The following is an 18921-nucleotide window of genomic DNA, read 5'->3' as shown; positions in this document are numbered from 1 at the left end:
CACCTCATTACTCTCATTTTTGTGATGGCGATCGACAAATCCTTTTTTTTTACTTTCCTCTTGACGATTTTGCGTAATACTAAAAACTCTAGTTGAGTATCACGCAATGAATTTAGATCGTTTTTGTTATTATTATCTATTTGCTACTTTACCTATTCTTATTCTGCCTAAAGTACTTTTATATGGTGGAATAGGTGTAGCAGGTATTTTCCTTATCTTTGCTTTATATAAGCGGCAATTTCGTTATGTATTTTTAGCAATTACAGTTGCTTTGAGCTATGCCATTACACTTGGGAAAGTTTTACAAGCTGATCTTGTTCAAGTAGAGAAAGTGAATGAAACTATTAAAATTGTCCAAATTTTAAAACAACAAGAGTATCAAACGGCTATCGCTCAGCGAGAAAATGGGTTACGCATCTATTTGAATTGGCAGAGTGAAACACCACTTTATTTAGATCGTTTTTATCAAGCAGAATTAAACATTCGCCCGATTTCTAGCCGTTTAAATGATGGGAATTTTGATCGACAAAAATGGTATTTTGCACAAAATATTCAGCAAATCTCTACGGTTAGAAAAGCGATTTTGCTCGAACAACAGTCAATACCATTTCGTACTGCTTGGTTAGAAAGAGCCAAAATGGCTACTAGTGAATTAGATACGCAAGGATTACTACTTGCCCTAGCCTTTGGTGAAAGAGCTTGGTTAAAGCAAACCCATTGGGATATTTTTCAACAAACTAGCACTGCACATTTAATCGCAATTTCAGGGTTACATATTGCACTTGCAATGGGTATTGGCGTGCTATTTGCCCGAATAGGGCAGTGGTTTGTATGTCGTTTGGGTATTTGCCAAGCGGTAAGATTTAATCCATTTTTTGCAAAAAGTATTGGGTTTGGTTTTGCTTTTGGTTATAGCTTTTTGGCAGGCTTTGCTATCCCAACAGTAAGAGCTTTAATTGCAATTTGTTTGGTGCTACTTTGTCAGGTTGCTAGAAGGCATTACACTTCTTGGCAACTTTGGTGGCGTTGTGTGGCGTTATTAGTCTTGCTTGACCCTATGGCATTACTTTCTGATAGTTTTTGGTTGTCTATTCTTGCCGTAGCCAGTTTGATTACTTGGTATCAGTTTTTCCCAATGGATAAATATTTACCTGCTAAATGGCAAGCAAAAGGTATTGGTAAATTTTTAACAAAATCTATCCGCTTTATCTGTGGGTTATTGCATTTACAGTTTGGTATCTGGCTAATCTTTTCCCCTGTGCAGCTCTATTTTTTTGATGGTATTGCTACCTTTGGGTTATTGGCGAATGTGATCATAGTGCCACTATATAGTATGGTATTAGTGCCTTTAATTTTAGTAAGTTTGATAACAGATAATCTGTTTTACACTTGGCAGTTCGCTGATTGGTTAGCCAATTGGAGTATTATTTTACTTGAACCTTTAACCTCTTGGGTTGATCTGAATTATCAGCAACAATGGCAACTGTTAAGTGTAAATTTCCTTATACTGGCACTACTTTATCTGTGGCAATTTAGGCAGAAATGGCAAAAAAAGTGGTGGATCGCACCGCTTATCCCACTCTTTTTCTATACTGTAAAGATTATTCCTAACTTTTGGGGAAAGGTATCACAAGTCGAATGGCTTAATTTTGATATTGGGCAAGGGTTGGCAATGGCATTGGTTTATTGGGAAGAGAATCAGAAAAAGGCAATTCTCTATGATACAGGAGCAAGTTGGCGTGGTGGATCAATGGCTCAACTTGAAATTATTCCTTATCTAAAACGAGAAGGAATTGATGTTAAAGCCATTTTTATTAGTCACGATGATAACGATCACGCAGGTGGTATGGGAGATATATTATCAGCATTTCCAAAAACAGCTTTTATTTCTCCAAGTAATAAACGTTACAACGAAACGGTATCTACCCCTTGTGTTAAAGGACAAGAGTGGTACTTTGGACCAATTCAGTTAAAGGCACTTTATCCAATACAGCGAGTTGAACGGGCTAAGAATGAGGATTCTTGTGTACTTTTAGTTACGTTAGGGGAGTATAAGCTACTTTTTACAGGGGATAGTGGCGTTCAGCAAGAGAGACAATTTGTTCATCAAGTGGGGCATATTGATTTTCTACAAGTTGGACATCACGGCAGTAATACGAGCACTAGCCAAACGTTATTGGCAAATACACAACCAAAATTTGCAGTTATTTCAGCAGGAAGATGGAACCCTTGGCGATTACCTAATTTACAGGTTGAGAAACGTTTAGCAAGTTATGGTGTAACCAGTTTAAATACAGCCAAAGCTGGAATGGTTAAAGTGAGTTTTGATGAACAGGGTTATAAAATCAATACAGCAAGAGCAAAGTGGAACCCTTGGTATCAAACCTATTTCGGTAATTAAAAAGGCAATACGTTTGCATTGCCTTTTTAATAAATCATTTGATTAAGCTCGAACAGCGACAGGGATTTGAGGCTTTGTAACCCCTGCCATTTCACTCAATTCGTCCATTTTATTGATAGTAATATATTTACCTTGTACGGTAATCATTCCGCTTTTTTGGAAACGACCGAGTAAACGGCTAATTGTTTCAATGGTTAAACCAAGATAATTTCCAATATCGCCACGTGTCATTGTTAAACGAAATTCGCGTGCTGAGAAACCACGTTCTGCATAACGTTGAGATAAATTATGTAAAAATGCAGCTAATTTTTCTTCTGCACTCATTTTAGATAGTAATAAGATCATCTCTTGATCGGTTTTAATTTCATTGCTCATTAGACGCATAATTTGATGGCGGATCTTCGGCATTTTTCCCGCTAAATCATCTAAAATCTCAAATGGAATTTCACAAATCATTGATGTTTCAAGGGCTTGAGCAAAGCCAACGTGTTTCATATCCATAATCGCATCAAATCCCACTAAATCACCAGGTAGATGGAATGCAGTAATTTGTTCTTCACCATTTTCACTGATTGTATAGCTTTTAATTGTACCTGAACGAATAGCATAAATCGCCTTAAGCTCATCTCCAGATTTGAAAATGATTTGAGATTTCTGAACAGGTTTTTTACGCTCAATAATGTTATCTAATTGTGTAAGTTCGTGATCATTTAACGTAAAGGGTAAGCAAAGCTGACTTATACTGCAATTTTGGCAGTGAATGGTGCAAGCTGTTCTTCCATTTGCTTTGAAATCAGATACAATTTTCATAGTACTATCGCCTCAAAATTTGATTTAGGGCAAATTTTAACACTTTTTTAGGGCAGTGAGAACTAATATATTTTATAGGAATAAGGGCAGTAAAATGGCAGCAGAAAAATTAACGAAGAAAAGATTGGTACAAATTATCGTAATGTTATTGATTCTAATCGGGGCTTTTGTGTATAGAACTTATACCTACTCATAATAAAATAGGTCATTATTCTATTATTTTATAGGGGAATATTTCCCCTAATTGTTTATTTAACAAGTTTCTCTTTGTAATGACGGCGACAAACAGAAAGATAAGTATCGTTACCCCCAATTTGAATTTGTTCTCCATCAGCAATGGCTTCGCCCTGTTCATTAAGGCGAATAACAAAGTTTGCTTTTCTACCACAATAACAGATTGTTTTTAACTCCTCGAGTTGATCTGCCCAAGCAAGAAGATATTGGCTACCCTCGAATAATTCTGCTCGAAAGTCTGTTCTTAACCCATAGCATAGAACAGGAATATTGAGTTTATCCACAATTTCACTCAGTTGATAAACTTGTGCTTTCGTTAAAAATTGAGCCTCATCAATTAAAATGCAGTGTAATGTTTGCTTTTGAATGTGAGCTGAAACTTCACTGAATAGATCTGTTGTGGTATGAAATAGTGCGGCTTCTTGAGATATACCAATACGAGAGGCAACTTTTCCTACACCATAACGATCGTCAATGGCGGCAGTATAAACAAGGGTATTCATACCTCTTTCTTGGTAGTTATAAGAAGACTGGAGCAGGGTCGTTGATTTCCCTGCATTCATAGAAGAATAGTAAAAATAGAGCTTTGCCATAATTATAAAGAAAAACGGCTAATCAATGTTAGCCGTTTTGATAATTTGTGAAATTAAACGTTATCAATTTGACCTAAAAGCGAACGTAAACGATCTTGGAAACCTTGATGTTCTGCTTTTAATTGCTCGTGCTCTTGACGTAATGTTTCATTTGCACGATTAGCTTCATCATTTTTACCTTTTAATTCTTCAACTTCTAATTGAAGTAATTGAATGGTCTCAACAGCTTGTTTAATTTTACCTTCTAATTGATCTAAAATAGTGACTGACATAAATGTTCCCTCTTTTATAATGTGCTTAATATGAAAGATTTTACTCTAATACGACACTGTTTTCATTATAAAGTTTTGAAATAATGATAAAAAAATCCCCTAACGAAAGCTAGGGGATTTTTTCATCTTATTTTACGCGTGAAACGTATTCACCAGAACGAGTATCAACTTTAATCACTTCACCGATTTGGACGAAAAGTGGTACACGAACAACAGCACCAGTGCTTAATGTTGCAGGCTTACCACCAGTACCAGCTGTATCACCTTTTAAACCAGGATCAGTTTCAACAACTTCTAATTCTACGAAATTTGGTGGTGTTACACCGATAGCAGAACCATTCCATAAAGTGATGATACATTCTGCTTGATCAACTAACCATTTATCGTTATCGCCTAATGCTTTTGCATCAACAGAAATTTGTTCAAAAGTTTCTGGGTGCATAAAGTACCAGAAGTCTTCATCTTTATAAGAGTAATTGTAGTTATAATCAACAACATCAGCAGCTTCAACAGATGTGCCTGATTTAAAGTTGATCTCTAATACTTTACCAGAAATAAGTTTACGGATTTTTGTACGGGTAAATGCTTGACCTTTACCTGGTTTTACGAATTCGTTCTCAACGATAACGCAAGGTTCGCCGTCTTGAATGAATTTTAAACCCGGTTTGAAGTCGTTAGTGCTGTAACTAGCCATTGTTATCCTCAAAATAGATAAATGAAATGCCTGAATAGGCAAGGTTTATAAAAAGGCGTATATGATACAACAAAATCAATAAACTTTTAAAAGTTTATTTATACTGGCGACGGATTTATTTTTAGGTATAATCCGCAAGCTTTTTAGCATTTAACTTTTCTCTTACATTTACAAGGATATTTAATGAAAAAAGTCATTACTGTGGCAGCGATTGCACTCTTTTCTCTTTCAACGATTGCCGAAGCTAAACGTGGCGGTGGAATGCGAGTAGCAAAAACAAAACCAAGTACACAACAATCTACTTCTCAACAAAAGAATCAGCAGCAAGATGCTGATTTTAATAATACTCCACAGCAACCAGCAGGAGCAGCACAACAAGTTCAATCAAATGGTAATCGTGCAGCAAACTTCTTAACAGGTGCTGCGGCAGGTTATCTGTTAAGCGATATGCTTTCACCAACGGAAGCACAGGCTCAAGAAAATAAGCAAGTAGAAAATAAACAACAAGCGGTCGATTCTACTCAACAATCTGTAAATCCTGTTGCTCAGCTTAATCAACAGGTGCAAAATGTATCAACAGTTCAAGCATTTAAATCTATCGATCCACAAGATCCTAATTTAATTGAAAAAACAGCAGGCTATTCTCGCTATTGCTTAAATGGGGTTCAGTACCTCATTAGTGCGACTAACAACCAACTTCCACCAACATTGATGGTGGATAAAAATAATGCTCCTGTGCAATGCATCATTACGCAATAGGGCTCAATAATGCAAATAATTGACTCAATCAAACCGCTATGGTTAATTGATTTAGCCCAAGCCTTTAATGATCCTAAAGCATTGCTCGACTTTTTAGAGCTTGATCCACAAGAGTTTGAGCAAGATATTGAGGCTCGGAAATTATTTGCATTACGAGTTCCTCGCCCTTTTGCTGAAAAAATGCAAAAAAAAGAGCGGAATGACCCGCTCTTTTTACAAGCAATGTCTCTCCAACAAGAATTTATTGCGGTAGAGGGGTTTGTAAAAGATCCTCTTGAAGAGCAACATTCACCTGCTCCTAATATTTTGCATAAATATCACAATCGCTTGTTATTTATGCTTAAAAATAGCTGTGCAATTAACTGTCGTTTTTGCTTTCGCCGTCATTTTCCTTATGATGAAATTAAAAGTGGTAAAGCATCTTGGCAACAGAGTATTGATTATATTGCGACACATCAAGAAGTCGAAGAAGTAATTTTGTCTGGTGGGGATCCGCTAATGGCGAAAGATCACGAAATAGATTGGATTTTAACGAAATTAGAGCAAATCCCCCATATCAAAACGCTACGCATTCATAGTCGATTACCTGTTGTGATTCCAAATCGTATTACTGATGAACTCTGTAATCGGTTTGCAAATTCTCAATTGAACATTGTGTTTGTCGCACATATCAATCACGCTAATGAAATTGATGATGTTTTTGCACAAAAAATGCAAATGTTGAAAAAAGCGAATGTTACGTTGCTAAATCACACCGTATTGCTTAAAGATGTGAATGATAACCCGAGAACTTTAAAGATATTGAGTGATAAATTATTTAGTTACGGTATTTTACCCTACTATCTACATTTGTTGGATAAAGTAGAAGGGGCAAGCCATTTCTATATTGATGATCAGCAAGTAGCTCAAATTTATAAAGAGTTGCAACGAACCACATCAGGTTATTTAGTGCCTAAGTTAGTGAGAGAAATCGCTTTCGAGCCAAATAAAACGTTGATGGGGTAATAAGATATAGATAACCTCCATACCATTCATCAGGTGTACTGGATAAAAAAAGCCGATACCAAAGTGGTATCGGCGGAGGTCTTTACCTAAAAAATGAAAAAAACTTGCTACAAGAGTTAAGCATTTAGCGTATAGTCAGACTTAGGGTTTGAAAAAAAGTTCAAAAAGTTTTTAATAAATTATCATTATTTTTAATTTTGGCTTTTTTCGGATAAAAAAAACTAATTCATCCTATGTTTTATAGCTATTTCTTTCCAAACTTAATCAACTGACATATAGCTTATTTTTATTATGAATTTTATTCATAGATAAAATGAAAATAATGGAATTGACATAATAGGTATAACTTATTAAAGTTTAGCCATCTAAACGTCCAAAGAGGCGTACAGTGTGCAAACTAAACATCATATATAACAAATAAATGTATCAGTGGGGTACTTATGAGCTACGCAAAAGAAATTGATCTCTTAAATCAAAGTGTTGCTGACTTAAACGGCAAAATTAATGTTTCATTTGAATTTTTCCCCCCTAAAAATGAGAAAATGGAAACATTACTGTGGGATTCAATTCATCGTTTAAAAGTACTTAAACCAAAATTTGTGTCTGTAACTTATGGGGCAAATTCTGGAGAGCGTGATCGTACTCACTCTATTGTAAAAACAATTCAGCAAGAGACGGGTATTATCGCAGCACCACACTTAACGGGGATTGATGCAACACCCGATGAATTACGCCAAATTGCAAAAGATTATTGGGATAGCGGTATTCGTCATATTGTGGCATTGCGTGGCGATGAACCTGCTGGCTATACGAAAAAACCATTTTATGCCTCAGATTTGGTTACATTATTAAAAGATGTTGCCGATTTTGAGATTTCAGTTGCAGCATATCCAGAGGTACACCCAGAAGCAAAGTCAGCACAATCTGATTTACTTTATCTAAAACAGAAAATTGATGCAGGTGCAAACCGAGCAATCACACAATTCTTCTTTGATATTGATAGTTACCTACGTTTTCGTGACCGCTGTGCAACGGTAGGTATTGATGTGGAAATTGTACCCGGAATTTTACCTGTATCGAATTTTAAACAACTTGAGAAAATGGCAAAAATTACTAATGTAAAAATTCCTAGTTGGATGACAAAAGTATATCAAGGTTTAGATGATGACCAAACAACTCGTAATCTTGTTGGAGCCAGTATTGCGATGGATATGGTGAAGATCTTATCAAAAGAAGGGGTAAAAGATTTCCATTTCTATACATTGAATCGTTCTGAATTAAGTTACGCAATTTGCCATACTTTAGGTGTTCGTCCTGAGTAAGATTAAATACAAATTTATTAAATTATCCTAAACCATAATTCACTTAAGCCTATAAAAAAATAATCTGCACCCCAAAAGTTGGACTAAACAACTAACTAATTAAGGTGTAGATTTTTTATTTTATGCTCTATGAAAATTGTAGCTGTGAGTTGTTCTGAATGTGTTGCAAAAAACAACTTAAAACTTACCGCTTATGATTTCAAGCTGAATTTTAGTGGTAATTAAGCTATACTACGAAACTAACGGTCGCAGTAGAGCCATTTGCTCTTACTGCGTTTTATTTTACAAACTGTTTATTTGTAGGAAAAATGAAGTACGAATTAAAAACAACCAGTGGAAATGCTCGTCGTGGGCGTTTGACTTTTTCTCGCCCTAAAGGCGAATTTCACGTTGAAACTCCAGCTTTTATGCCAGTGGGGACGTACGGCACAGTAAAAGGTATGACACCTGAAGAAGTGGCAGCAACAGGGGCACAAATTTTATTGGGGAATACTTTCCATCTTTGGCTACGTCCTGGGCAAGAGATTATGCGTCAGCACGGTGATTTACACGATTTTATGCAATGGCACGCCCCTATTTTAACGGATTCAGGTGGTTTCCAAGTATTTAGCTTAGGGAAATTGCGTAAGATTAAGGAAGAAGGGGTTTATTTCCAAAATCCGATTAGTGGCGAAAAAGTTTTTTTATCACCAGAAAAATCAATGGAAATTCAGTACGATCTTGGATCAGATATTGTGATGATTTTTGATGAATGTACACCTTATCCTGCTACTTTTGATTATGCTAAACAATCAATGGAAATGTCATTGCGTTGGGCAAAACGTAGCCGAGATCGTTTTGATGAACTTGAAAATCCTAATGCACTTTTTGGCATTATTCAGGGGGGCGTTTATGAAGAATTGCGTAAGATTTCCGTAGAGGGCTTAGTTAATATCGGTTTTGATGGTTATGCTGTTGGCGGCTTAGCCGTTGGTGAACCTAAAGAAGATATGCACCGTATTTTAGAGTATGTTTGTCCACAAATCCCCGCAGATAAACCACGCTATTTAATGGGTGTAGGTAAACCCGAAGATTTAGTAGAAGGTGTTCGACGTGGAATTGATATGTTCGATTGCGTAATGCCAACCCGTAATGCTCGTAACGGACATCTCTTTGTCAGCAATGGTATTGTAAAAATTCGCAATGCAAAATATCGTAATGATACAACTGCTCTTGATCCTGAATGTGATTGCTATACCTGCAAAAACTATACTAAAGCCTATCTTTACCATTTGGATAAGTGTGGTGAGATTTTAGGAGCGAGATTAAATACTATTCATAATTTACGCTATTACCAACGCTTAATGGAGCAAATTCGACAAGCGATTGAAGATGATCGTTTTGAGCAGTTTGTGGTAGAGTTTTACCAAAAAATTGGTAAAGAAGTCCCACCATTACAAATCAATCAGGAAAATGAAAATGCTTAATTTATCACCGCAACAGTTTGCTAGCTGGGAACAACCGATTGATATGCTTTATGCTTGTCATAGTAAAGTGAAAAGTTTTTGCCGACAGCTACAAATATTACCTGACTATATCGAACAAAATGGGTGTAATCAGGCGGTACAGAATGATGTAAAGCAGATCTTAAATTATTTTAATCAATCTGCACCTTTACATCACGATGATGAAGAAAAGGATTTCTTTCCCGCTTTAATTAAGCAATTACCTGAAACTCAGCAAACAGTGGATACATTAGCGGAGCAACATCACGATCTGCATCATAATTGGGATTTATTGTCGGTTCAGTTAAATGAGCTATTGTTAGGACAACGTAAAAATGTAGATCGCGAATTAATTGCTCGTTTCGTTGCAGGTTACGATCAGCATATTGCTACTGAAGAACCATTATTTGAGCTTGGGCGTACGCATTTAAACCACGATGAACTTGATGCAATGGGTAAAATAATGGCAGAACGCCGTAAAACCTAATGGATTATCAACTCGATCTTACTGCTTACACTTGCCCTTTACCGTTATTGATAACTAAAAGGGCTATTCAGCAATTAAGTAAAGGGGAACGCTTATTATTGAAAGTTTCCCCTTATACTATTTTTTCTGATTTCGAACTACTTTGCCAACAACAAGGTGATTTGTCTATTGTTCAACTAGAATTACATAAGTGGATTCTATATAAAGCATAAAGAGGTGTAATGGATAAAAATATTATTTATACATTACACCCATTTTTAGTCAATGAAGGTCGGAGATGTTAAATTAGACAGATTAAACGTGATTTAAATTATCAGGTAATGTCCCTTCAATTTCATAAAGGATATCGCCTTCTTTGAAAAATACATAGCCACCGTTTTTCATTTTTGTCCACTGTTCGTTTTTAGTCAGTGGTTGGGTGGTAATAATCGTTACTTTGTCTGTTTCGCAGGTGTATTGGCGAAAATCAATCATTACGTCATCATCTCGTAATGCTGTGCCAAAAGGGGCTTTACGGCATACATAGTAGAGGTTCGTTGAACAACGTGCGATCATCCAATGCCCGTTTGAGAGAATAAAGTTAAGCACGCCATATTTAGCAATTTCACTCGTAATTTCTACAATTGCATCAAAAATTTGTTTCTCTGTTGGTTTTGATGGAAAGCGTTCTTTCAGCTGTGCTGCAATACAACAAAATGCAGCTTCTGAATCGGTTGTGCCGATAGGTTGGTAGTGATTACTTTCGCAAACGGTAATACCTTCTACTGTACCGTTATGGGCAAAGACCCAGTTTTCGCCCCAAAGCTCTCGAATAAAAGGGTGGGTATTTTCTAAATTTACATCACCACAAGTTGCTTTACGAATATGTGCGATAACATTGAAAGATTTAATTCGATATTGGCTGACGAGATCTGCCATTGGTGATGATGCACCTGGGCGGTTATCTCGAAAAATTCGCACACCTTTTCCTTCAAAAAAGGCAATACCAAATCCATCGGTATGGTGATCGGTTAAGCCTGCACGACGGCGAAACCCATCAAAAGAAAAGGTAATATCGGTTGGAGTGTTACAGTTCATTCCTAATAATTGGCACATAATTTACTTCACTTTTTTTATTTATTATTCAAATAATCACACTGCTTGTTATAACTAAACAAGCGGTATGATTTAAACCAAAATTTACAAAAAATTCAACTATATTCTTATGAATTATTGATCTTAGTTATATTGTTTTTTACACAGTGAGATTAAAAATAGAAAACTTGCACAAATAACTACTGATGGGCCTGCGGGGGTATCTTTTAAACCTGAAAAAAGTAGCCCTCCTGTAACAGATATAATACTGAATAAAATAGCATATCCCACCATTTTTTCTGGTGTAGTAGCAAAACGGCGGGCGGTTGCAGCTGGAATAATGAGTAATGATGTAATAATTAACGCACCAACAAATTTCATACTTAAAGCAATGGTGAGAGCCGTTAATATCATCAAGAGTAAGCGTAATTGAGAAACTTTTAATCCTTCTATTTGAGCAAGTTCAGGGCTGATGGTAATAGATAAAAATTTTTGCCAAAAAATAGCAAGTAAAGTTGCTATTAATACAACACCAACACCAATAAATATGACATCATTAAAATCAATGGCGAGTAGATCACCAAAAAGATATGACATTAAATCAACGCGTACGTTATCTAATAAGCTGATGGTGATAATTCCAAGTGATAAACTACTGTGAGCAATAATTCCAAGTAAGGTATCAGCAGAGTGGTTAGAATGTTTTTCGAGCCACACTAAGCCGAGTGCCAACGTGATAGTCATTATAATCACAGCAAGATAGGGATTGATTTCTAAGAATATACCTAATGCAACGCCTAATAACGCCGAGTGAGAAAGAGTATCACCAAAATAAGCCATTTTTCGCCAGACAACAAAAGCACCAAGTGGTGCGGTAATAAAAGCGAGTAGTAAACCTGCTAACCAAGCAGGGAAAAGGATTTCAAACATATTTTTCCTTTAAAAAATTAATGCAGACAATGTCCATCACAAACATCCCCGTGTAGATTGTGATGGTGGTTATGTTTATGTGCGTAGAATGCCACATTTTTAGCAAATTGATCGCCAAAGAAATGAATAAAACTAGGATCTGATGATACTCGGTCAGGTGAACCGGCACAGCAAATATGGCGATTTATGCAAAGTACTTCATCGGTATTTGCCATCACTATGTTGAGATCGTGGGAAACCATTAAAATCGCACAGTTTAACCACGATCTTGTTTTATTTAATAGTTGATAGAGTTCCGTTTGACCTGTAATATCCACACCTTGCATTGGTTCGTCTAGTACTAATAGTTGTGGGCGGTCTAAAATCGCACGGGCGAGGAGTACTCGTTGTAATTCGCCACCCGATAGTTTTTGCATACTATTTCTAGCCAAATGGGTAATAGAAAAGAGTGCTAGTGCTTCATCTATTAAATGCTTTGTTGCATTCGGTTTGAGTGACAAAAATTTATGTACAGTCATTGGGATTGAATGTTCTAAGTGCAATTTTTGTGGTACATAGCCGATTTTTAAGTTTTTTTGGTGAATGACTTTGCCACTACTTGGGTTGAGTAGTTTAAGTAACACTTTCAATAAAGTTGATTTCCCTCCACCATTAGGGCCAACAATGGTGGTAATAGTGTTAGGGTAAATCTTCAAACTGACATTTTGTAAGATAGATTGGCTACCGAAGTTTACATTGATCGCTTTAAGCGTAACTAAAGCCTGAGCCATATTTGAAAGCGGTTTGATTTGTTTAATGTTCATTTTTATTGAGTGTAAATAGAATAACCCGATAAAATTAACGGATTTTTTTTGCTTTGACAACCAGCAATAATGGAATTTTTATTTCGTTATTTGGTCTTAGCTGAATGATTGTTTAAATAAGTATAAAGATAAGAGAAAACATAGGATAATACTTTGCAATATGTTGTTTTTGCACGAGATAGGAAACGTAGAAAGAATAGGATAAAGCTCGTTATATTTTTAACGATTATAGCGTCTATTTTCATTGGCATTGTGTTAGTTTTGAAAAAACAAGAAATGCCTAATAACAAAGTGAGTGAGAAAGTTATTTGGGTTTCTAGCGAAAATAGAGTAAATACTTTATCAGAAGGCAATGTAACTTCTGCTTTGGAAGGGATTTCTCATTCTGTTTTAATGGCAAATGAAGAATTGACTTATATTGATATTCAGGATGGGGAATTTGATGAGCCTGAATCAAATGAAGCAACAGATGAAAATGCGACTTCTTATGAAGATGATTTTATTGCTCAAGATGATATTGATGATGAAACTATTGAGCGTATTCAAAATGAAGCGGCACAAAAAAATGCACAGCAAGAAAAATTATCCCCTGAAGCTGAAATAGCATTAGAGAGTTTTTTAGATGTTGCTGATGAAGCACTACGTATTCAAAATCAATTTAGCTACACTGTGACTCGTGGTGATAAATTAGCAGATGTGTTAGAACAGTCTGGATTGAGTGCAACCACTGCAAAAGTTCTTGAGAAGAAATTTCCACAGTTAGCTGATTTGAAAACAGGGCAGCAATTTTATTGGGTGCTAGATAAAGACGGTGAATTGGAATATATGAACTGGTTAGTCTCTGAAAAGGAAGAAAAGATTTTCGAGAGAAAGTCAAAAAATCAGTTTAGTGTTCAGACAATTAAAAAGACAGGAATTTGGAAGCAAGATGTTGTAAAAGGTACGTTAAACGGTGATTTCACTTCAAGTTTAAAAGCAGAAGGATTATCTATACGTCAAATCAATCAGTTAGCAGCGGGTTTACAATGGCAAATAGCAATGAATAAACTGAAAAAAGGCGATAAGTTTGTTATTTTAGTTAAGCGTGAATATATTAATGGTAAAGTTACAGAGTTAGGTAATGTTGAAGCAATTCGAGTAGTAAGTAAAAATAAAAGCTATTATGCTATTCAAGCAGATAACGGACGTTATTATAGCTTACACGGTGAAACATTAGGACGAGGCTTTGCTCGCTACCCATTGCAATCTACACCGAGAGTATCTTCGCCATTTAACCCTAGACGTTTACATCCAGTTACTCGTCGAGTAGCTCCACACAAAGGAGTGGATTTTGGTTTGCCTGTTGGCACACCGATTATTGCACCTGCTGATGGAGTGGTCGAACACGTTGCTTATCAAGCGAATGGGGCTGGGCGTTATATTAAATTACGTCACGGAGGGCAATATACAACGGTATATATGCATTTAAGTCGCCAACTAGTTCGCCCTGGTCAAACAGTTAAAAAAGGGGAGCGAATTGGTTTATCAGGCAATACTGGGCGTTCAACAGGACCTCATTTACATTATGAATTTCATATCAATGGGCGACCAGTCAATCCAATGACAGTGAAATTACCTGGTACAGGTTCAGGAATGCCTGAAAAAGAGCGTAAAGCATTCTTGGTTAAAGCAAGAAAAATTGAAGCACAATTAAAACTTTAAGGAATATTATGATAAGTAACAAAACAATTATGTTGTTGGCAACATCACTTTGGGCTACATCTGTATTAGCTGATAATACAAACTTACAGAAACAATTAGAAAAAGTCGGTGCAACCAATGTTAAAATTTCAGACTCTGTGTTGCCAGGCTTTAGAACAGCAATATCAGATCAAGGTATCGTACAAATTAGTCAAGATGGGCGTTTTATTATTCAAGGGACAGTGTATGAATTAAAAAATGGTAAAGTTGTCGATATCACAAATAATGCGTTACTATCAGAACTAAATGCACTGAGTAATGAAATGATTGTGTATCCTGCTACAAATCCAAAACATACAGTAACCGTATTTATGGATATTACTTGCCACTATTGTCATTTACTACATTCTAAAATTAAAGAATATAATGATCTTGGAATTACTGTTCGTTACTTAGCTTTCCCTCGTGGCGGTATGGAGACACAAACAGCAAAACAGATGGAAGCAATTTGGACAGCTAAAGATAAAGTATTTGCCTTGAATGAAGCGGAAAATGGGAATTTACCAAAAGAATTGAAAACACCAAATATTGTAAAAAAACATTATCAGCTCGGGTTGAAATTTGGTGTAAATGGCACACCCAATATTATTACAGAAAGCGGGGAGTTAATTCCTGGCTTTGTTGAGCCAAAAGAATTAGCAAAAATGCTAAGCGAATAACTTAATCGTATTTTAAGCGGGTGGATTGGGTAAATTTTTTGCAAAATCTACCCGCTTTAATTTCTTATTGATTATGAAAAAATTGATTAAACGTCGCCCGATTACGACCACAGAAAAATTATCTGAGCATCCATTATTAAATCGTATTTATCAAGCTCGTGGCGTTAGCTCTGCCTGCGAGTTGGATCTTTCTCTTAAAGGAATACATAATCCAAATCAACTCGCTAATATTGAAAAAGCGGTAGAATTGCTATATCAAAGCTATCTCAAGCAAGATCGCATTATCGTTGTTGGCGATTTTGATGCAGATGGTGCAACAAGTACCGCTTTAGCGATTTTAGCATTACGCCAATTTGGTTTTGAAAACGTAGATTATCTTATTCCAGATCGTTTTTCTCAGGGCTATGGGCTGAGTGTTGCCGTAGCGGAAAATGTGATTACTCAAGGTGCAGATTTAGTTTTAACCGTTGATAATGGAATTTCATCTTTTGATGGGATCAATCTCCTTAAAGCAAAATCCATTAAAGTTTTAGTAACCGATCATCATTTACCCACAGATAACTTGCCAAATGCTGATGCAATGATTAACCCTAACTTAACTTTCTGTGGCTTTCCTTCTAAATCGCTTGCAGGTGTAGGTGTTATTTTTTATGTGATGGCAGCATTAAGAACAAAATTAAGAGAACATAATGTATTTAATGGCAAAGAGCCAAATATCTCGGAGTTGCTTGATTTAGTTGCATTAGGAACAGTCGCAGATGTGGTTCCTTTAGATCATAACAATCGTATTTTAGTGTCTCAAGGATTAAACCGTATCCGAGCAGGGCAGTGCCGAGTAGGCATTCAAGCCTTAGCAGAAATTAGTAAAAGAGAACTATCTCGTTTACAAGTAGGTGATTTAGGCTTTGCTATTGCTCCACGTTTAAATGCGGCGGGACGATTAGAAAATATGTCGTTAGGCGTAGATTTGTTGATCTGTAACGATCTTATTACGGCAAGACAACTCGCCTTAGAGCTTGATTCTTTAAATCAGACCCGTAAAGAGTTTGAGCAAGAAATGAAAACAGAAGCACTAGCTATTTGTGCCAAATTGCCTAATTTAGCTGATAGTGAGCAAGTGAGTGGGATAGTGCTTTATCAAGCTGATTGGCATCAAGGCGTGATTGGTATTTTGGCATCAAGAATTAAGGATCAGTTTCATCGCCCTGTTATTGCCTTTGCACAAGAAGGTGAAGATGGAAAACTCTTACGTGGTTCAGCAAGATCAATTGCGGGGTTGCATATTCGTGATTTACTCGAACGGATTGATGTCAATTATCCAAATCTTATTGTGAAGTTTGGCGGACACGCAATGGCGGCTGGTTTAACCATTCATAGTGATAAGTTTTTACAATTTCAACAAGCCTTTGATGAAACGATTAAAACTTTTATTCAGCCCGAGCAGTTACAAGGGATCATCTATACTGATGGTGAATTGGCTTCTTCTGAATTAACCTTACAAACGGCAGAATTATTACAACAAGCGGGGCCTTGGGGGCAACATTTTGCAGAGCCTACTTTTGAAGGTGATTTTAATATTCTTCAGCAACGTTTAGTGGGAGAAAAACATTTAAAAATGTTAGTTGAAAATAGTGATGGTATGTTATTTGATGCCATTTGGTTTAATGTAGATGTAAGGCAATATCCCGATATGTCAATAAAAAAAGCAAAATTAGCTTATAAGTTAGATATTAATGAATTTAGAGGAAATCGATCTATACAGCTACTGATCGAATGGCTATCAATATGATTGGTTGAAATATTAGCTATAATCTATTTTATGGTGTATAATGAAAAAGCTCGATCCTTTTAGTAGGTATTTAGCAATAAAATATTAATAACCTTTAAAGTGTTTTTATAAGGAATAATTTTAGATGAAAGAAAGCAAAGTTTTTCGTGGTTTTTTATTGACTTGTGTTGCGTTAGCAGTATCTGCGTGTGGTAATTTAAGCAACGTATCTGCTGAAGGTACTACTGAAAATCCAGTATTTCCTAAAGTTGAAAAATCAAAATTTAACCATGATGGTTCTCAATTTGGTTCTTGGCCAAACTGGGAAAACGTTCGTCAAATCGAACGTGGTATGAATAAAGATCAACTTTATAACCTAATCGGACGTCCTCATTTTGCAGAAGGCTTATATGGCGTTCGTGAGTGGGACTACGTATTTAACTATCGTGAAAATGGTGAGCATAAGATCTGCCAATATAAGATTCTATTTGATAAAAATATGAATGCACAAAGTTTCTTCTGGTATCCAAATGGTTGTAATGGTAATTCATCTTATAATTTAAGCGGCGATTTCCTATTCGATTTCGATAAAGATGGATTAACTGCAAAAGGTAAGGAAGTTGTTGATAATGTGGCTGCACAATTAAAATCATCTGGTGCTCAACAAGCTAAAATCTCAGGTTATACAGACCGTTTAGGCTCAGAAGCATATAACTTAGATTTATCTCAACGTCGTGCAAATATGGTTAAAGCTCGCTTAATTGAACAAGGTGTAACAGCTCAATTAGATGCGGTAGGTTATGGTAAAGCAAACCAAGTTAAAGCGTGTGATGGTGAGACTGGCCAAGCATTACGTGATTGTTTACGTCCAAACCGTCGTGTAGAAATTTCTGCAAATGGTGGTGTAGTAAAACAAAATGAAGGTGGCAATGTTGCAGGTCCAAATGGTCCAGCTCCACTTTATCAAACACCTGCATACAACGGTAATAAATAATTACCGAAATTAGCAATAAAAGCGTAAAATAGAAAGGATGAGCGATCATCCTTTTTTATTTGGGGGAAATTATATGTCTTATCAGGCTATTGCTTTCGACTTAGATGGTACATTGCTTTCTAGTCAAGGTACAATTTTAAATTCAAGCAAGTTAGCAATTCAACAGGCTCAACAAAAAGGGCTTAAAGTTTTTATTGTAACAGGCAGACATCATACTGCAGTACGTCCTTATTATGCAGAGTTGGGATTAGATACCCCGGTTGTGTGTTGTAACGGTACTTATCTTTATGACTTCCAAAAAGATGAAGTGCTTGCTTCTAAACCCTTAACAACAGAACAAGCTAGCTATCTTATTTCATCAGCTAAGGCAGAACATATTCATATTGCAGTTTATACTCGAGATAGTATGACTTATGAAGTACTTAATCCCCATTTCAACAAATTACTCACTTGGGTAAATAGTTGTGATGAAAGGGTACGCCCCGATGTTCATCAGGTTGCTCGTTTTGAAAATTTTTTAGATGGAAAAACACTCATTTGGAAAGTATTGATTAGTGATCCAGATAAACAAAAAATGCAAAATTTTGTGCAAAAATTACCGCTTGATCAATTTAGTGCAGAGTGGTCTTGGGTTGATAGAGTTGATATTACAGCTCAAGGAAATAGTAAAGGTGCTTGTTTGGCAGAATTATTAAAACGAGAAGAGATTGATCCTAAAAATGTGATTGCATTTGGCGATAATTTTAATGATATCAGTATGTTGCAGTTAGTCGGTATGGGAATTGCAATGGGGGAATCTGAATCAGAGGTGCAACAAAGTGCAAAGAAAACTATCGGTTCAAACAATGAAGATAGTATTGCTCGTGAATTAACTCAACTATTATCACTATAA

At 36.1% G+C, this 18921-nt stretch carries 19 protein-coding genes; 12 read left to right on the top strand and 7 right to left on the bottom strand.

What is annotated here, in order from left to right:
* The first annotated feature begins 106 nt into the window (after positions 1-106).
* Positions 107-2401 carry a DNA internalization-related competence protein ComEC/Rec2 gene (locus tag ACWIW0_RS05990; protein WP_454452608.1) on the top strand — a complete coding sequence of 765 codons (2295 nt, stop codon included), beginning with the start codon at positions 107-109 and terminating at the stop codon, positions 2399-2401.
* A gap of 42 nt (positions 2402-2443) precedes the next feature.
* Here the strand turns inward: ACWIW0_RS05990 and ACWIW0_RS05985 are convergent, their stop codons facing one another.
* The 4 genes from ACWIW0_RS05985 to efp all read right to left on the bottom strand — a co-directional run bounded on the left by ACWIW0_RS05985 (position 2444) and on the right by efp (position 5004).
* Positions 2444-3211 (bottom strand): FNR family transcription factor, encoded by a 768-nt coding sequence (locus ACWIW0_RS05985; protein ID WP_454446015.1) that lies wholly within the window; start codon positions 3209-3211, stop codon positions 2444-2446.
* Between the two features lie 248 nt (positions 3212-3459).
* The gene (locus tag ACWIW0_RS05980) at positions 3460-4038 is read right to left on the bottom strand and encodes a thymidine kinase (protein ID WP_454450208.1); all 579 of its coding nucleotides are present in this window, start codon (positions 4036-4038) and stop codon (positions 3460-3462) included.
* Positions 4039-4091: 53 nt separating this feature from the next.
* Complete coding sequence (gene zapB, locus ACWIW0_RS05975; RefSeq protein ID WP_157393823.1) at positions 4092-4310, bottom strand: cell division protein ZapB; 219 nt, start codon at positions 4308-4310, stop codon at positions 4092-4094.
* Between the two features lie 127 nt (positions 4311-4437).
* Complete coding sequence (efp, locus tag ACWIW0_RS05970) at positions 4438-5004, bottom strand: elongation factor P (protein WP_157403487.1); 567 nt, start codon at positions 5002-5004, stop codon at positions 4438-4440.
* Between the two features lie 183 nt (positions 5005-5187).
* Between efp and ACWIW0_RS05965 the strand changes: the two genes are divergently transcribed.
* From ACWIW0_RS05965 to ACWIW0_RS05940, 6 genes are all read left to right on the top strand, one after another.
* Complete coding sequence (locus ACWIW0_RS05965) at positions 5188-5763, top strand: hypothetical protein (protein WP_454452607.1); 576 nt, start codon at positions 5188-5190, stop codon at positions 5761-5763.
* Positions 5764-5772: 9 nt separating this feature from the next.
* Complete coding sequence (epmB, locus tag ACWIW0_RS05960; RefSeq protein ID WP_454452606.1) at positions 5773-6768, top strand: EF-P beta-lysylation protein EpmB; 996 nt, start codon at positions 5773-5775, stop codon at positions 6766-6768.
* A 440-nt stretch (positions 6769-7208) separates the two neighbouring features.
* Entirely contained in the window at positions 7209-8090 is an 882-nt protein-coding gene (gene metF / locus ACWIW0_RS05955; protein ID WP_454452605.1) for a methylenetetrahydrofolate reductase, read from the top strand.
* Positions 8091-8398: 308 nt separating this feature from the next.
* Positions 8399-9556, top strand: a complete 1158-nt coding sequence (gene tgt / locus ACWIW0_RS05950) for a tRNA guanosine(34) transglycosylase Tgt (protein WP_157394455.1) — start codon at positions 8399-8401, stop codon at positions 9554-9556.
* A complete protein-coding gene (locus tag ACWIW0_RS05945) occupies positions 9549-10061 on the top strand; it encodes a hemerythrin domain-containing protein (RefSeq protein WP_454452604.1) in 513 nt (170 codons plus the stop codon). Before tgt ends, ACWIW0_RS05945 begins: the two co-directional genes overlap by 8 nt.
* A complete protein-coding gene (locus ACWIW0_RS05940; protein ID WP_454452603.1) occupies positions 10061-10273 on the top strand; it encodes a sulfurtransferase TusA family protein in 213 nt (70 codons plus the stop codon). The genes ACWIW0_RS05945 and ACWIW0_RS05940 overlap by 1 nt, the downstream gene beginning before the upstream one ends.
* Before the next feature lie 82 nt (positions 10274-10355).
* Here the strand turns inward: ACWIW0_RS05940 and ACWIW0_RS05935 are convergent, their stop codons facing one another.
* From ACWIW0_RS05935 to znuC, 3 genes are all read right to left on the bottom strand, one after another.
* Entirely contained in the window at positions 10356-11156 is an 801-nt protein-coding gene (locus ACWIW0_RS05935) for a class II glutamine amidotransferase (RefSeq protein ID WP_454452602.1), read from the bottom strand.
* Positions 11157-11279: 123 nt separating this feature from the next.
* Positions 11280-12065 (bottom strand): zinc ABC transporter permease subunit ZnuB, encoded by a 786-nt coding sequence (gene znuB / locus ACWIW0_RS05930; protein WP_454452601.1) that lies wholly within the window; start codon positions 12063-12065, stop codon positions 11280-11282.
* A gap of 17 nt (positions 12066-12082) precedes the next feature.
* Positions 12083-12868, bottom strand: coding sequence for a zinc ABC transporter ATP-binding protein ZnuC (gene znuC / locus ACWIW0_RS05925; RefSeq protein WP_454446877.1), 786 nt, complete (start codon positions 12866-12868; stop codon positions 12083-12085).
* A gap of 153 nt (positions 12869-13021) precedes the next feature.
* On the opposite strand from znuC, the gene mepM reads away from it, so the two are divergent.
* The 5 genes from mepM to ACWIW0_RS05900 all read left to right on the top strand — a co-directional run bounded on the left by mepM (position 13022) and on the right by ACWIW0_RS05900 (position 18921).
* Entirely contained in the window at positions 13022-14569 is a 1548-nt protein-coding gene (gene mepM / locus ACWIW0_RS05920; protein WP_454452600.1) for a murein DD-endopeptidase MepM, read from the top strand.
* Positions 14570-14598: 29 nt separating this feature from the next.
* Positions 14599-15267, top strand: a complete 669-nt coding sequence (dsbC, locus tag ACWIW0_RS05915; protein WP_454452625.1) for a bifunctional protein-disulfide isomerase/oxidoreductase DsbC — start codon at positions 14599-14601, stop codon at positions 15265-15267.
* Between the two features lie 73 nt (positions 15268-15340).
* Positions 15341-17056, top strand: coding sequence for a single-stranded-DNA-specific exonuclease RecJ (recJ, locus tag ACWIW0_RS05910; RefSeq protein WP_454452599.1), 1716 nt, complete (start codon positions 15341-15343; stop codon positions 17054-17056).
* 124 nt (positions 17057-17180) lie between these two features.
* Positions 17181-18029, top strand: coding sequence for an OmpA family protein (locus ACWIW0_RS05905; protein WP_454452598.1), 849 nt, complete (start codon positions 17181-17183; stop codon positions 18027-18029).
* 73 nt (positions 18030-18102) lie between these two features.
* Entirely contained in the window at positions 18103-18921 is an 819-nt protein-coding gene (locus ACWIW0_RS05900; protein WP_454452597.1) for a pyridoxal phosphatase, read from the top strand.

This window comes from Ursidibacter sp. B-7004-1 (assembly GCF_053654055.1).
The sequence above is the reverse complement of the archived record's forward strand: the minus strand, read 5'-3'. Positions and strand labels throughout refer to the sequence as shown.

Excerpts from the sequence above, each read along its gene's own strand:
- ACWIW0_RS05990 (WP_454452608.1), top strand. The coding sequence starts at position 107 with ATGAATTTAGATCGTTTTTGTTATTATTATCTATTTGCTACTTTACCT.
- ACWIW0_RS05985 (WP_454446015.1), bottom strand. The coding sequence starts at position 3,211 with ATGAAAATTGTATCTGATTTCAAAGCAAATGGAAGAACAGCTTGCACC.
- ACWIW0_RS05980 (WP_454450208.1), bottom strand. The coding sequence starts at position 4,038 with ATGGCAAAGCTCTATTTTTACTATTCTTCTATGAATGCAGGGAAATCA.
- zapB (WP_157393823.1), bottom strand. The coding sequence starts at position 4,310 with ATGTCAGTCACTATTTTAGATCAATTAGAAGGTAAAATTAAACAAGCT.
- efp (WP_157403487.1), bottom strand. The coding sequence starts at position 5,004 with ATGGCTAGTTACAGCACTAACGACTTCAAACCGGGTTTAAAATTCATT.
- ACWIW0_RS05965 (WP_454452607.1), top strand. The coding sequence starts at position 5,188 with ATGAAAAAAGTCATTACTGTGGCAGCGATTGCACTCTTTTCTCTTTCA.
- epmB (WP_454452606.1), top strand. The coding sequence starts at position 5,773 with ATGCAAATAATTGACTCAATCAAACCGCTATGGTTAATTGATTTAGCC.
- metF (WP_454452605.1), top strand. The coding sequence starts at position 7,209 with ATGAGCTACGCAAAAGAAATTGATCTCTTAAATCAAAGTGTTGCTGAC.
- tgt (WP_157394455.1), top strand. The coding sequence starts at position 8,399 with ATGAAGTACGAATTAAAAACAACCAGTGGAAATGCTCGTCGTGGGCGT.
- ACWIW0_RS05945 (WP_454452604.1), top strand. The coding sequence starts at position 9,549 with ATGCTTAATTTATCACCGCAACAGTTTGCTAGCTGGGAACAACCGATT.
- ACWIW0_RS05940 (WP_454452603.1), top strand. The coding sequence starts at position 10,061 with ATGGATTATCAACTCGATCTTACTGCTTACACTTGCCCTTTACCGTTA.
- ACWIW0_RS05935 (WP_454452602.1), bottom strand. The coding sequence starts at position 11,156 with ATGTGCCAATTATTAGGAATGAACTGTAACACTCCAACCGATATTACC.
- znuB (WP_454452601.1), bottom strand. The coding sequence starts at position 12,065 with ATGTTTGAAATCCTTTTCCCTGCTTGGTTAGCAGGTTTACTACTCGCT.
- znuC (WP_454446877.1), bottom strand. The coding sequence starts at position 12,868 with ATGAACATTAAACAAATCAAACCGCTTTCAAATATGGCTCAGGCTTTA.
- dsbC (WP_454452625.1), top strand. The coding sequence starts at position 14,599 with ATGTTGTTGGCAACATCACTTTGGGCTACATCTGTATTAGCTGATAAT.
- recJ (WP_454452599.1), top strand. The coding sequence starts at position 15,341 with ATGAAAAAATTGATTAAACGTCGCCCGATTACGACCACAGAAAAATTA.
- ACWIW0_RS05905 (WP_454452598.1), top strand. The coding sequence starts at position 17,181 with ATGAAAGAAAGCAAAGTTTTTCGTGGTTTTTTATTGACTTGTGTTGCG.
- ACWIW0_RS05900 (WP_454452597.1), top strand. The coding sequence starts at position 18,103 with ATGTCTTATCAGGCTATTGCTTTCGACTTAGATGGTACATTGCTTTCT.